Origin of the sequence: Methylorubrum populi, from assembly GCF_002355515.1 — a bacterium.
GTDB lineage: Bacteria > Pseudomonadota > Alphaproteobacteria > Rhizobiales > Beijerinckiaceae > Methylobacterium > Methylobacterium populi_A.
This window is the reverse complement of record NZ_AP014809.1, coordinates 5234782-5248947: the sequence shown is the minus strand read 5'-3', so window position 1 is coordinate 5248947 and position 14166 is coordinate 5234782. Positions and strand designations below refer to the sequence as shown.

Annotated in this window: 12 protein-coding genes; 10 read left to right on the top strand and 2 right to left on the bottom strand. The window is 69.7% G+C overall.

Features of this window, described 5'->3' with window-relative positions; all coding sequences use genetic code 11:
* Positions 1-65 precede the first annotated feature (65 nt).
* From MPPM_RS24430 to MPPM_RS24405, 6 genes are read left to right on the top strand one after another with little or no spacing between them, the layout of a single operon-like run.
* On the top strand, positions 66-1358 hold the full coding sequence (locus tag MPPM_RS24430) for a CmpA/NrtA family ABC transporter substrate-binding protein (protein WP_096487288.1): 1293 nt from the start codon (positions 66-68) through the stop codon (positions 1356-1358).
* Positions 1358-2218, top strand: a complete 861-nt coding sequence (gene ntrB / locus MPPM_RS24425; RefSeq protein WP_096487287.1) for a nitrate ABC transporter permease — start codon at positions 1358-1360, stop codon at positions 2216-2218. The genes MPPM_RS24430 and ntrB overlap by 1 nt, the downstream gene beginning before the upstream one ends.
* Positions 2219-2231: 13 nt before the next feature.
* Positions 2232-3026 (top strand): ABC transporter ATP-binding protein, encoded by a 795-nt coding sequence (locus MPPM_RS24420; RefSeq protein ID WP_096487286.1) that lies wholly within the window; start codon positions 2232-2234, stop codon positions 3024-3026.
* Between the two features lie 25 nt (positions 3027-3051).
* On the top strand, positions 3052-4272 hold the full coding sequence (locus MPPM_RS24415) for an NAD(P)/FAD-dependent oxidoreductase (RefSeq protein ID WP_096487285.1): 1221 nt from the start codon (positions 3052-3054) through the stop codon (positions 4270-4272).
* An 11-nt stretch (positions 4273-4283) separates the two neighbouring features.
* Positions 4284-6074 carry a NirA family protein gene (locus MPPM_RS24410; RefSeq protein WP_096487284.1) on the top strand — a complete coding sequence of 597 codons (1791 nt, stop codon included), beginning with the start codon at positions 4284-4286 and terminating at the stop codon, positions 6072-6074.
* Positions 6071-7675, top strand: a complete 1605-nt coding sequence (locus MPPM_RS24405) for a sulfite reductase subunit alpha (RefSeq protein ID WP_096487283.1) — start codon at positions 6071-6073, stop codon at positions 7673-7675. The genes MPPM_RS24410 and MPPM_RS24405 overlap by 4 nt, the downstream gene beginning before the upstream one ends.
* A gap of 16 nt (positions 7676-7691) precedes the next feature.
* On the opposite strand, the gene MPPM_RS24400 is transcribed toward MPPM_RS24405, so the two are convergent.
* Positions 7692-8600, bottom strand: a complete 909-nt coding sequence (locus tag MPPM_RS24400) for a LysR family transcriptional regulator (RefSeq protein WP_096487282.1) — start codon at positions 8598-8600, stop codon at positions 7692-7694.
* A 145-nt stretch (positions 8601-8745) separates the two neighbouring features.
* Between MPPM_RS24400 and MPPM_RS24395 the strand changes: the two genes are divergently transcribed.
* Both MPPM_RS24395 and MPPM_RS24390 read left to right on the top strand, forming a co-directional pair.
* Positions 8746-9372: a glutathione S-transferase family protein gene (locus MPPM_RS24395; RefSeq protein WP_096487281.1), complete on the top strand. Its 627-nt coding sequence runs from the start codon at positions 8746-8748 to the stop codon at positions 9370-9372.
* On the top strand, positions 9369-10295 hold the full coding sequence (locus MPPM_RS24390) for a pyridoxamine 5'-phosphate oxidase family protein (RefSeq protein ID WP_096487280.1): 927 nt from the start codon (positions 9369-9371) through the stop codon (positions 10293-10295). Before MPPM_RS24395 ends, MPPM_RS24390 begins: the two co-directional genes overlap by 4 nt.
* Before the next feature lie 53 nt (positions 10296-10348).
* On the opposite strand, the gene MPPM_RS24385 is transcribed toward MPPM_RS24390, so the two are convergent.
* On the bottom strand, positions 10349-11050 hold the full coding sequence (locus MPPM_RS24385) for a hypothetical protein (RefSeq protein WP_432419833.1): 702 nt from the start codon (positions 11048-11050) through the stop codon (positions 10349-10351).
* A gap of 338 nt (positions 11051-11388) precedes the next feature.
* Here MPPM_RS24385 and MPPM_RS24380 point away from each other — a divergent pair, with 338 nt between their 5' ends.
* Together MPPM_RS24380 and MPPM_RS24375 are read left to right on the top strand one after the other, a co-directional pair.
* On the top strand, positions 11389-11718 hold the full coding sequence (locus tag MPPM_RS24380; protein ID WP_096487279.1) for a hypothetical protein: 330 nt from the start codon (positions 11389-11391) through the stop codon (positions 11716-11718).
* Positions 11719-11955: 237 nt separating this feature from the next.
* A complete protein-coding gene (locus MPPM_RS24375) occupies positions 11956-14082 on the top strand; it encodes an ABC transporter ATP-binding protein/permease (RefSeq protein WP_096488014.1) in 2127 nt (708 codons plus the stop codon).
* Positions 14083-14166: the final 84 nt, after the last annotated feature.

The following is a 14166-nucleotide window of genomic DNA, read 5'->3' as shown; positions in this document are numbered from 1 at the left end:
CGCGCAGGCGATCCCCGGATGGCGGCTTTTTTCATGTGCGGACAGCGCACCGGAGCGGAGAGCGGATGAGCATCGATCACGGCAACACGACCCGCCGCGGCGTCCTGAAGGGAGCGGCGGCCGCCCTCGCCCTCGCGGGTGCCGCCCGCGCCGCTCTGCCGGCCGGTGCCTTCGCGCAGGGCGCGGGGCCGGAGGTGAAGGGGGCCAAGCTCGGCTTCATCGCGCTGACCGACGCCGCGCCGCTCTTCGTGGCCAAGGAGAAGGGCATCTTCGCCAAGTACGGCCTGCCCGAGACCGAGGTGCTGAAGCAGGCGAGCTGGGGCACCACCCGCGACAATCTCGTCCTCGGCTCCGAGGGCAACGGCATCGACGGCGCCCACATCCTGACGCCGATGCCCTATCTGATCTCCGCCGGCCGGGTGACGCAGAACAACGTGCCGGTGCCGATGTACATCATGGCCCGGCTCAACCTGAACGGTCAGTGCATCTCGATCGCCAAGGAGCATATCGACCACAAGATCGGGCTGGACACCAAGCCGTTCAAAGCCGTGCTGGAGGCCAAGAAGGCGTCGGGCAAAGCGGTGAAGGCGGCGATGACCTTCCCCGGCGGCACCCACGATCTCTGGATCCGCTACTGGCTCGCCGCCGGCGGCATCGACCCCGACAAGGACATCGAGACCATCGTCGTGCCGCCGCCCCAGATGGTGGCGAACATGAAGGTCGGCACGATGGACTGCTTCTGCGTCTGCGAGCCGTGGAACGAGCAGCTCATCCACCAGGGCATCGGCTACACCGCCATCACCACCGGCGAGCTGTGGAAGGACCACCCGGAGAAGGCCTTCGCCATGCGCGCGGCCTGGGTCGACAAGTATCCCAACGCCGCCAAGGCCCTGCTGATGGCGGTGATGGAGGCCCAGCAATGGTGCGACAAGCCTGAGAACCGCGACGAGATGGCGGCGATCGTGGCCAAGCGCCAGTGGATCAACGTGCCGGTGGCCGACGTCGTCGACCGGATGAAGGGCAAGTTCGACTACGGCACCGGCCGGGTCGTCGAGAACAGCCCGCACATCATGAAGTTCTGGGCCGACAATGCCTCGTACCCGTACCAGAGCCACGACCTCTGGTTCCTCACCGAGGATATCCGCTGGGGCAAGTTCGACGCGGCCACCGACACCAAGGCGCTGATCGGCAAGGTCAACCGCGAGGATCTCTGGCGCGAGGCCGCCAAGGCGCTCGGCGTGTCGACGATCCTGACCTCCACCTCGCGCGGCGTCGAGACGATGTTCGACGGCAAGGTCTTCGATCCGGAGAACCCCAGCGCCTACCTCAACAGCCTCGGCATCAAGAAGGTCGCGTGATGGCCACCGGAGCAACGCTCACCGCAACCCGCGCGCGCGCCTCGGCGAAGGCCCGCGCGCCCTTCATCACCGGGGCCGGGCTGCGCGGCATCGCCGCCCGCATCCTGCCCCCGCTCGTCGTGCTGGCGGGTTTCCTGCTGCTGTGGGAGGTGCTGTGCTCCTCCCCCACCGCCGGCCTGCCGCCGCCCTCGCGGGTGCTGACGGAGGCCTGGGACATCATCGTCGATCCGTTCTACGACAACGGCGGCACCGACAAGGGCCTGTTCTGGCATATCTCCGCGAGCCTTCAGCGCGTGGCGCTGGGCTTCGCGCTGGCCGTCGTGGCCGGCGTGCTGCTCGGGACGCTGGTCGGCCAGTCCGAATGGGCGATGCGCGGGCTCGACCCGATCTTCCAGGTGCTGCGCACGATCCCGCCGCTGGCCTGGCTGCCGCTCTCGCTCGCCGCCTTCCGCGACGGGCAGCCCTCGGCGATCTTCGTGATCTTCATCACCTCGATCTGGCCGATCATCATCAATACGGCCGTCGGCATCCGCAACATTCCGCAGGACTACCGCAACGTCGCCGCGGTCATCCGGCTGAACCCGATCGAGTTCTTCTACAAGATCATGCTGCCCTCGGCGGCGCCGTACATCTTCACCGGTCTTCGCATCGGCGTCGGCCTGTCCTGGCTCGCCATCGTCGCGGCCGAGATGCTGATCGGCGGCGTCGGCATCGGCTTCTTCATCTGGGACGCGTGGAACTCGTCGCATATCAGCGAGATCATCGTCGCCCTCGTCTATGTCGGACTCATCGGCTTCGTCCTCGACCGGCTGGTCGCCGGCGTCGGCGTGCTCGTGACCCGCGGCACCTCCGCAGCCTGAGGGACACATTCACATGGCCCATCTCTCCCTCTCCCAGGTCGGCATCTCCTTCCGTCGCGGCGGCAAGACTTCGGAAGTGCTGCGCGACGTGAACCTCGACATCGCCAAAGGCGAGTTCGTCTCGATCATCGGCCATTCGGGCTGCGGCAAGTCGACGGTGCTCAACATCGTCGCCGGCCTGCTCAAGGCCTCCACCGGCGGCGTGCTCCTCGACGGCAAGGAAGTGAACGCCCCCGGCCCCGATCGTGCGGTGGTGTTCCAGAACCACTCGCTCCTGCCCTGGCTCACCGTGCGCGAGAACGTGGCGCTGGCCGTCGACAAGGTCTCGAAGGGCAAGAAGACGCGCTCTGAGCGTGCCCAGTGGATCGAGCACAACCTTGCGCTCGTGAACATGATGCACGCCGCCGACAAGCGACCGGCGGAGATCTCCGGCGGCATGAAGCAGCGCGTCGGCATCGCCCGGGCGCTCGCCATGGAGCCGACGGTGCTGCTGATGGACGAGCCGTTCGGCGCCCTCGACGCGCTCACCCGCGCCCATCTCCAGGACCAGCTCATGGAGATCCAGACGCGGCTCAAGAACACCGTCATCATGATCACCCACGACGTGGACGAGGCGGTGCTGCTCTCCGACCGCATCGTGATGATGACCAACGGGCCGTCGGCCAGCATCGGCGAGATCCTGCCCGTGCCGCTGGCGCGCCCGCGCCGCCGGCTCGACCTCGTGGAGGACGCCACCTACGTCCACGCCCGCGCCGCGGTGCTGGAATTCCTCTACGCCCGCCACGCCAAGCCCGCTCTCGCCGCCTGAGTTCGTGAAGGGGGATCACGAGCCCATGAGCGCGAAGGACAGACTCGTCGTCGTCGGCAACGGCATGGCCTCGCTCCGCTTCCTCGAGCGGCTGACGGAGCGCGCGCCGGGCCGCTACGACGTGACGGTGGTCGGCGCCGAGCCGGTGGCGGCCTACAACCGGGTGCTGCTCTCCTCGCTGCTCGGCGGCGAGGTGGATGAGGCGGCCTGCGGCTTCCGTCCGCTCTCCTGGTACGAGGAGCATGGCATCCGCCTCGTCACCGGCGCGCCGGTGACCGAGATCGACCGGGCGAACCGCATCGCCCTGGTCGGGGAGACACATGTCCTGCCCTACGACCGGTTGGTGCTGGCGGTGGGCTCGCTGCCGATCCGCCTGCCGCTGCCGGGCATCGACCTGCCCGGCGTGCTGACCTTCCGCGACTTCGCCGACGTGGCGGCGATCCGGAAGGCGGCGGTGGAGCATGCCAGGGCCGTGGTGATCGGCGGCGGGCTTCTGGGCCTTGAGGCCGCGGTCGGGCTCGCCCGGCTCGGGGTCGACACCACGCTGGTCCACGTCATGGATCGGGTGATGGAGCGCCAGCTCGACCACGCCGCCGCCCGCCTCGTGCGCACGGCGATGGAGGCCCGCGGCGTGAAGGTGGTGCTCTGCGCCGACACCGCGGCGATCGAGGGCGAGGGTCGGGTCCAGCGGCTGCGGATGAAGGACGGCAGCGTGATCCCCGCCGACCTCGTGGTGATGTCGGTCGGCATCCGCGCCTCGATGGCGCTGGCGCAGGGCTGCGGGCTCGCCTGCGGGCGCGGCATCACGGTGGACGACCGGATGACGACCTCCGATCCGGCCATCCATGCGCTCGGCGAATGCGCCGAGCACAGGGGTGTCGTTTACGGCCTCGTCGAGCCCGCCTACGAGCAGGCCGAGGTGCTGTCCCGTCACCTCGTCGGTGAGACGGCTTCCTATCCCGGCACGTCCGTTGCCACGAGCCTGAAGGTGTCGGGCTTGCCCGTCTTCTCGGCGGGCGTGGTCGATACGCCGGACGGCGCCGAGGCGGTGGTGATGCACGACGCCGCCGCCGGGCTCTACCGCAAGCTGATCATCGCCGACGGCCGGCTCGCGGGAGCCGTCTTCGTCGGCGACATCTCGGAGCAGGCGCGCTGCAAGGAGCTGATCCGCTCCGGCGCGCCGCTCTCCCCTGACGACCGGGACGATCTGATGTTCGGCCCGGCCCCGAAAACCCTCGCAGCGTGAGTGAGGCAGCGATGGCAGACGAATTCAACGCCGAGCAGAAGCGGTATCTCGAAGGCTTCGCCTCCGGCATCGCCGCCGCCCGGATGACCGGCGGCCTCGCCCTGGGGCAGACCCCGGCGGGTGCGCCGGCCGAGCCCACGGGCCCGGACGCGATCCACATCAAGGCGCAGGACCGGACCGTCAAGGAAGGCGGCAAGCTCTGCGAGCAGGAGAAGTGGAAGCGTGCCGAGAACCCGTTCGACGGCCACAACCGCCTGAAGGCGGAGGCCGCCACCGGCAAGCAGCCCAAGCCTGAGGACAATTTCCGCTGGCGCTACCACGGCATGTTCTGGGTGGCGCCGACCCAGACCTCCTACATGTGCCGGATCCGGGTTCCGAACGGCATCCTGCAACACTGGCAGTTCGCCGGCCTCGCCGACCTCGCGGACGCCCATGGCGGCGGCTACAGCCACGTCACCACCCGTGCCGGCCTGCAGGTGCGCGAGATCAACCCTGAGCACGCCCAGCCCTTCCTCGACGGGCTGATCGATCTCGGCCTGACCGCGCAGGGCGCGGGGGCCGACAATATCCGCAACGTCACCGGCTCGCCCGCCGCCGGCATCGACGCGCAGGAACTGCTGGACACCCGTCCGCTCACCAAGTCCTGGCACAACTGGATCCTGAACGACCGCTCGCTCTACGGCCTGCCGCGCAAGTTCAACGTCTCCTTCGACGGCGGCGGCGTGATGCCGGCGCTCGAAGAGACGAACGACATCGGCTTCCAGGCGATCCAGGTGCTGGAGGGTGCCGCGGTCGCGCCGGGCGTCTGGATGCGCCTCGTGCTCGGCGGCATCTCGGGCCACAAGGATCTGGCCCGCGACACCGGAATCGTCCTCAAGCCCGAGGACTGCAACCGCGTGGCCGACGCGATTATCCGGGTCTTCATCGAGAACGGCGACCGGACCAACCGCAACAAGGCCCGGATGAAGTACGTCCTCGACGCCTGGGGCTTCGACAAGTACATCGCCGCCGTCGAGGAGAAGCTCGGGCGCAAACTCGACCGGGTCGATGCCGCCCATGTCGCCCCGCGCCGGCCGACCGATCGCTTCAGCCATGTCGGCGTCCATGCCCAGGCCCAGCCCGGACTGAACTGGGTCGGCGTGGTGCTCCCCGTCGGCAAGATGACCACCGACCAGATGCGCGGCCTGGCCAAGATCGCCGCGGAATGCGGCGACGGCCAGATCCGCATGACGGTCTGGCAGAACTTCATCTTCTCCGGCGTGCCGGACGCGAAGGTGGCCGAGGTCGAGACCCGGGTGCTCGCCCTCGGCCTCACCACCAAGGCGGCCGGCATCCGCTCGGGCCTCGTGGCCTGCACCGGCGCCCGCGGCTGCAAGTTCGCGGCCTCCGACACCAAGGGTCACGCGATGATCATCGCCGACCATGTCGAGCAGACCGTGCCGGCGCTCGACGTGCCGGTGAACGTCCACCTCACCGGCTGTCATCACAGCTGCGCCCAGCACTACATCGGCGATATCGGCCTGATCGGCGCCAAGGTCGTCGTCTCGGAGGAGGGCGACACTGTCGAGGGCTACGACGTGGTGGTCGGCGGCGGCTTCGCCGAGAACCCGAAGATCGGCACCGAGATCTGGAAGGCGATCAAAGCCGAGGACGTGCCGACCCGCGTCGAGGCCCTGCTCAACGCCTATCTCGCCCGCCGCCAGGGCCCGGAGGAGAGCTTCCAGGCCTTCACCGCGCGCACCGGCCCCGAAGCCCTGCGCGACGCCGCCGAAGAACAACCCGCCCTCAAGGCCGCCGCATGACCCAGCACGTCGCGCCCCCGCTCGTTCTCATCCCCGAGAGCGCCCCCTTCACCGCCGACCAGCGCTCCTGGCTGTCGGGCTACTTCGCCGCGCTGCTGGGCCCGGCGGTCGAGGGCGCCACCGCCCTCGCGCCCGGCGAAGCGCCCTCGACGGGTCCGAAGCTCGCCGACAACGACGACGCGCCCTGGCACGACCCGTCGATGCCGATCAACGACCGCATGGCGATCGCCAAGGACCGCTCCGAGCCGCAGAAGCTGATGGCCGCCATGGCCCAGCAGGATTGCGGCCAGTGCGGCTACAACTGCGCCGACTACGCCAACGCGATCTTCCTCAAGAACGAGGAGCGGCTGAACCTCTGCCAGCCCGGCGGCAAGGAAACGCTCCGGATGCTGAAGAAGCTGGAGGAGGAGTTCGGCGCGTCGGGCGGCGCGGCGGCCCCGAAGAAGGACGAAGGGGACGCGCCCAAGAAGGAGCCGGAACTCGGCCCGCTGGGCTTCTGCCGCGAGAATCCGGTCGAGGCGACCTTCCTGTCGCGTACGCGCCTCAACGCCCCGGGCGGTGAGAAGGAAACCTGGCACATCGAGATCGACCTGAGGGACACGCCGATCACCTACGAGGCCGGCGATTCCCTCGGGCTGTTCCCCGCCAACGCCCCGGCCCTGGTCGATGCGGTGATCGCCGAACTCGGCACGCGCCCCGAGCGGATGATCCGCGGCAAGACCCTGCGCGACCGGCTGCTGACCGACTATTCCCTCGGCGCGGCGCCCGACAACCTCTACCAGCTCCTCTCGCTCCTGACCTCGGGCGAGGCGCGCAAGAAGGCGCAGGCGCTGGCGGCCGGCGAGGATCCGGACGGCGACGCCGCCTATCTCGACGTGCTCGGCGCCCTCCACAAGTTCCCCGGCGCCCGGCCCGACGCCGAGGTGTTCCTGGAGGCGCTCGACGAGTTGCAGCCGCGGCTCTACTCGATCTCGTCCTCGCCGAAGATGGATGTCGGCCGCGTCTCGCTCACCGTCGACGCGGTGCGCTACAACCACCGCTCGCGGCTGCGCCTCGGCGTCGCCTCCACCCATCTGGGTGAGCGCCTGCCCGAGCAGACGAAGGTCAAGATCTACCTGCAGAAGGCGCACGGCTTCGGCCTGCCGGAAGATCCGTCGAAGGACGTGATCATGTGCGGCCCCGGCACCGGGGTCGCCCCGTTCCGCTCCTTCCTGCGCGAGCGCGCCGCGACGAAGGCGCCCGGCCGCAACTGGCTGTTCTACGGCCACCAGCGGCAGGCGACCGACTTCTTCTACAAGGACGAGCTGAACGGCCTTAAGGACGACAAGGTGCTCACCCGCCTCTCGCTCGCATGGTCGCGCGACGGCAAGGAGAAGACCTACGTCCAGGACCGCATGCGCGAGAACGGCGCCGAGCTGTGGAAGTGGCTGGAGGGCGGCGCCCATTTCTACGTCTGCGGCGACGCCAAGCGCATGGCCAAGGACGTGGAGCGGGCGATCATCGACGTCGCCGCTCAGTTCGGCGGCAAGAACCCCGACGAGGCGGTGGCCTATCTCGCCGCCCTGAAGAAGACCGGACGCTACCAGGCCGACGTGTATTGAGCGCTTGCCGGCCGCCTCACGGGGCGGCCGGGTTCACCCGCGGGTCGGCGCGCAGCCGTGCCGCGGCGAGATCGACGAAGGCCCGCACCTTGGCCGGCGCCCGCCGCCCTTCCGGGCTCACCACGTGGATCGGGACGGGCGCCGCCTCGTGCTCTTCGAGCAGCAGGCGCAGGCGTCCCTCGGCCAGGGCCGGCGCGACCTGATAGGACAGGAGCCGCGCGATCCCCCAGCCCTCCACGGCCGCGGCGAGCACCGCATCCACCGTGTTGCAGGTCAGCCGGGGCTCAATGGTGACGACCGTCCGCTGCTCGCGCCCGAACCGCCATTCCGACAGGCTGCCGGGATTCGATGAGCCGATCACCGCGTGCCCGCGCAGGTCGCGCGGGGCCGTCGGCACGCCGCGCCGCTCCAGATAGAGCGGCGCCGCGCACACGACCCGGCGCACGCTGCCGACCCGGACCGCGGTGAGCCCGGAATCGGCGAGATGCCCGATCCGCACGCCGACATCGATGCCCTCCTCGACCATGTTGACGATCCGGTCGAGGAACAGCGTCCGCACGGCGACCGCGGAATGGTGGGTGAGGTACTCGGTCGCCAGCGGCAGCACGTAGAGGCGCCCGAACTGCACCGGCGCCGTCAGCGTCAGGGTGCCGGTGGGCGTGGCGGCCGAGCCCGCTGCGGCGGCCTCGGCTTCGGCAAGCTCCGAAAAGATCCGGCGGCAATCTTCCAGATAGCGCCCGCCCGCCTCGGTGAGCTTCACCGAGCGGGTGGTGCGGATGAGGAGCCGCGCCCCGATGGCGGCTTCGAGCGCGGCCACCGCCCGCGTCACCGCCGGTGGGCTCATGTTGAGCGCCCGCGCCGCGCCGGCAAAGCCACCGCTCTCGGCAACCCGCACGAACACCCGCATGCCCTGAAGCCGATCCATCGCAGCGCCTCCCTGTCGCGGACAGCGTGGCGATTATTCCGCTTCACGCAACAGTCGCTTGCCCACAATCCCGGTTCACCCGGGAGCGAATAAACAGTCTGATCCCTCGCATGGCCGGCCCCCGCGGCCGGGAGGAGATGACGCGATGAAGCTCTACAGCCTGACGCTTTCGGGCCATGCCCACCGGGCGCGCCTGTTCCTGTCGCTGCTCGGCCAGCCCTACGAGGCGGTCGAGGTCGATTTTGCCGCCGGCCAGAACCGCTCACGCGAGTTCCTGGCGCTCAACCCATTCGGGCAGGTGCCCGTCCTCGACGACGAGGGGGTGATCGTGCCGGATTCGAACGCCATCCTCGTCTATCTCGCGAAGAAGCTCGGGCGCGGCGACTGGCTGCCCGAGGATGCGGAGGGGGCGGCGCGGGTGCAGCGCTGGCTCTCGGTCGCGGCCGGACAAATCGCCTTCGGCCCCTGCGCCGCGCGCCTCGTCACCCTGTTCGGGGCGCATTTCGACGTGGAGGAGGTGATCGCCCGCGCCCACCGGATCCTGGCGCTGATCGAGGCGGAACTGTCGTCCCGCGACTGGATCGCCGCCGAGCGCCCGACCATCGCCGACGTGGCGCTCTACAGCTACATCGCCGCCGCCCCCGAGGGGAACGTCGATCTCGCGGCCTACCGCCATGTCCGCGCGTGGCTCGCCCGCATCGAGGCGCTGCCGGGCTTCGTGGCGCTGCCGGCTTCGCCGGTCGGCCTGAACGCGGTGGGAGATCCGTCATGAGCAGGCAGGCCGCCAACCCATCCTCTCCCTGGCACCGGGGCGAGGTGGCGATCCAGGAGCATGTCGGCATCGCCGGCCGGATGGCGGAACTCGGCCCGCGGGTGATCCGCGATCACCTGAACGAGCAGCACCGGGCGTTCTTCCCGCTCCTGCCCTTCGCGGTGATCGGGAGCGTGGACGCGGACGGCCGCCCCTGGGCGACGCTGCGGGAGGGTGCGCCGGGCTTCCTCCATGCGCCGGACCCGTTCCAGCTTCGGGTGGAGGCGCCGCGCGATCCCGACGACCCGGCCGAGGCCGGCCTGCGGGACGAGGAGGGCGTGGCCCTGCTTGGGATCGAACTGGCCACGCGTCGCCGCAACCGCTTGAACGGACGGATCGAGCGGAGCGGACCGGAGGGATTTGCAGTCCGCGTCGAGCAGAGTTTCGGAAACTGCCCGCAATACATCCGCATTCGGCACGAAGTCGGCCCGGACGTGCCGTGGGCCTCCCGTCCCCGCCCGCGCGTGTCGGACCGGCTCGATGCGGCGGCGCGGGCAGTCGTCGCGGCCGCGGAAACCTTCTTCGTCGCGAGCGCCGTCGAGGAGGCGGGCGGACGGCGGCAGATCGATGTCTCGCACAGGGGCGGTCCGGCCGGCTTCGTGCGGGTCGACGCGGAGGGCCGCCTCACGATCCCCGATTATTCCGGCAACCGCTTCTTCAACACGCTGGGCAACATGCTGGAGAACCCGCGGGCAGGGATCGTCTTTCCGGATTTCGCGACCGGCGATCTGCTGCAGATGAGCGGGCGCACCGAGGTCGTCCTCGAACCGGCGGCGGAGGAGCGGATCGAAGGCGCCGAGCGTCTGTGGCGGTTCATGCCGGAGCGGGTCGTGTTCCGGGCCGGCGCGCTGCGGCTGCGGTTTGCCGCGGCCGATGCGGCCTGACGCATCAGCTCGAAACGCGACCGCCGGTTTACGAGGAAGAGGGAGGCAGAGCCTCAGTCGGATTTGCGTCCGCAGCGGATATAGTTCGCTTGGCCCTTGCCGCTCGTCCAAGTGAGCCGGTCATGCTCGACGAGGAGGCGGACCTGGGAGGTCCAGCGCCGGCCGCGCTCACTGCAATCGGCGGCCATGGTCCAGGCGCTTCCCTCGCGGCGATTGTTGCGGAAGCGGCAGACGGTGCGCCCGGCCTTGGCGCCGTCCTCGGTGATGGTGGCGGGCAGGAAGCCGCGGCGGCGCTGGCGCTGGCCGCAGGCGACCGGGGTCGGCCCCCAGATCCCGACGAAGGCCGCCCGCTCCACAAGCGGCGCGGCGGGCCGCGGCTCGACCGGGGCAACGACGGTGTCCAGCGGCGGAGCGGGAGCGGCAACCGTGAGCACCCGCGGCTGGGCGCTGGCGGCGGGTGCTGGCGGCCGCTCCGGTTCGGGCAGGCGCACCTCCGGCAGGTCGATCCCGTCCGCCGCCGCGAGCCGGGTGTGCCCGGCATGCGCCGCAACCGGCCCGTCATCGGTGAGCACGATCAGCGTGTAGGCGAACAGCGCCCCCCAGCCCGCGGCGAGGATGACGGGGATCATCAGACGTCGCGACAGGGCCGAGGGGGGAGCCTCCCGCGTCGCGTCCTTCCCGTCCACGTTCTGCGCGCCGTCCGCCATCGTCGTCCCGAACGCCGTCTCGTGCGCTTCTGCTCCCGACATCGTCATCCTAGCGTCCAAAAATAGCTTTCAGCAATCGCGCATCGCGGGTACGCCTCAGCCGAGGCGCGCGTGGCGCCGCTCCAGGCCACCGGCGCGGCCCGTCCTCGGCGCGGCACCTCAAGGTTGAGGATCCACAGGGCCGCCATCGTTCGGCTCCGCTCCCATCCACCGGATGATTCGGCCCCGGTCGCAGGGCGGTGCGGACCGGACGGGCCCAGCGTGGCCCGTAGGCCAGGATACACTCTCCGAATGCGGCAGAGGCACGGCAACCCCTTCCCGGCGCAAGCGGAACCTGCCATGGTCAAGCTTGGCGGCCGCAACCGGCCGTCGGCCGTACCCGCGTGATGAAACCTGTCACCCTCGCCGTTCTGGGCTCGGCATTGGCGCCCCTTCTGACGTCGCCCATCGCCCTTGCTCCCGCATTCGCCCAGGCGCGCACGCAGACGGCGCGCCCGACCTGCGCTGAGGCGATGGCCATGGTGAAGGCCGAAGGCGTGGTGACGCTCGGCTTCGGCGGGCGCCCGCCCGAGCGCTTCGTGCGCGACCGCAGCTTCTGCGAGATCACCGAGATCGCCGAACTGCGCTTCGTCCCCACCCGCGACAACCCGCAATGCCCGATCGGCTACCGCTGCCGCGAGCCCGATTACGGCGACTGGAACTGGGACGCGAACTGACCGCGACGCGGGTTCGGCACCTGTTCACGGTGTCGCACCCGGCCCGCGCACCGCTGACGAGCCGCGGCCCCGGGCCATGACATGACCGAAATTTCACGTGACAGCTGCGGTCCCGCGCCACGTTCTCGCCACGACGGATAGCCAGGGGCGCCGCATTCGGCGATTGAACCCGGCGGCCGGCGCGTCATCCGTAACCGGGATGGGGCAGGGCCGGTGCAGCGAGAAGGAGTGATCCGCGTGGCCGCATACAAGAGCAGGCTCGGCATCCAGGCCGTGCTGACCGCGCTCTTCGCGCTCCTGCTGCTGGCCATCCCAGTGATCTTGCCGGGGATCCCGAGTCCGCCGCTCTACGTCTCGCTCGCGGGCTTCGCGATGGCGGGCATCCTGCTGGCCTCGAACACCCTCTCGGCCTACCTCAAGATCTTCGTCTCGGTCTACGGAATCGGCTACCTCGTGCTGGCCGGCGCCAAGACGCTCGCCGCCGTGGGCGCGCTGCCCGCCACCGTCGCGGCGCTGCTGCCGCCGGATTTCGCGGCCACCGGATCGGTGGTGTTCGGCGGCATCGTGCTCGCCATCTCCCACTGGAAGCCGATCCGGGACATCACCCTGATCGCCGACCCCTATTTCGCGAGCCACGACGCCCCGAGTCGGGAGATCGGCATGTTCCGCCGCTTCGGTCGCACGGAAGGGCAGATCGGCCGCAATCTCGTGGCGCTGTCGATCTTCGTGAATTTCGCCGACGTGGCGCTGACCCTGCGGTTCAACTTCTTCTACCGCGACATGTACAACGCGCTGCAGGAGTTCGACGCGGCGGCCTTCTGGTACCAGCTCGGCTACATCTTCGTGCCGCTCGCGATCCTCAACGTCGTGATCGGCATGTTCGACATCTACGTCGATTCGGGCCTGCAGCTGCGCTGGCGCACTTGGCTCACCCACAATCTGTACGAGCGCTGGCTGGGGCAGGGCACGCATTACCGCATCCCCTTCGTCGACGAGCACGCCGACAACCCAGATCAGCGCATCCAGTCGGACGTCAACAACTTCATCGCCCAGACCACGACGCTCTCGACCCGGCTGCTGTCGCAGGCCGCTCAGCTCGTCTCCTTCATCGTCATCCTGTGGACGCTCTCGCGCGACTTCGTGCTGCCGTTCACCGACACGGTGATCCCGGGCTTCCTGGTCTGGCTGGTGATCGCCTACGCCGTGGTCGGCACGTGGCTGACCCACCTGATCGGCAAGCCGCTCATCGGCCTCGACTATCGGCAGGAGCAGGTCGAGGCGGATTTCCGCTTCGCGCTGGCGCGCAACCGCATCTACTCGGAGCAGATCGCGCTGCTGCGGGGCGAGCGGGCCGAATCCTCGCGGCTGGCCAGCCTGTTCCACGCCATCGTCGACAACTACGTCGGCATCATCTTCCGGCGCATCAAGCTGATCGCCTTCACCTTCAGCTACCGGCAGGCGAGCACGATCTTCCCCCTCGTGATCGCCGCCCCCTCGTTCTTCGCCAAGAAGATCACCCTGGGCGCGCTGCAGCAGACGTCGAACGCGTTCAGCAACGTCCAGAACTCGCTGAACTTCTTCATCAACTCCTACACCATCCTCGCCGCCTACAAGGCGAACACGATCCGTCTCGGCTCGTTCAAGCGGGCGATGACCAAGGCCGAGGCGCTGGCCGGCGCCGGCTACGGCCTTGCCAGCGGCAACGACACCGCCGGTGCCGTCAGCGCCCACGACCTGACGCTGGCACTGCCCGACGGCCGCGAGATCGTGCGGGCGAACGCGCTCGAACTGCCGAAGGGCGGTGCGACCCTGGTCACCGGCCCATCGGGCTCGGGCAAGTCGACCCTGTTCCGGGCGATCGCCGGGATCTGGCCGTTCGGCAAGGGCCGGGTCGATGTGCCGGCCGGACAGTCGGCGCTGGTTCTGCCGCAGCGGCCCTACCTCCCCCTCGGCTCGCTCCGCGGCGCGGTGGCCTACCCGCAGACGGTCGATCACTTCTCCGACGAGGCGATCCGCGACGCCTTGCGCGCCGCGCGGCTGCCGCAACTCGCCGACCAACTCGACGTGGTCGATAGCTGGGACCGTCGCCTGTCGGGCGGCGAACAGCAGCGGCTGGCCATCGCGCGGGCGATCCTGGCCAAGCCCGACTGGCTGTTCCTCGACGAATCGACCGCCGCCCTCGACGAGGAGACCGAGGCCGAGATCTACCGGATGCTGCGCGAGACCCTCCCCGGCACCACCATCGTCTCGATCGGCCACCGCTCGACCCTGAACAAGCACCACGACCGGCGGGTCGAGATGAAGCCGGCCGGCGACGGCCGGTTCGAGCCGCGGATGTCGGCGATGCCGGCACCGGCGGAGTAGGGGCCGTTCACAGCCGGGCCTCATCCCGGCCCTGTCCGGTTGAGTCCGCGGCCGACGACGAACCGCCGCCGTTCGGGCATGGTG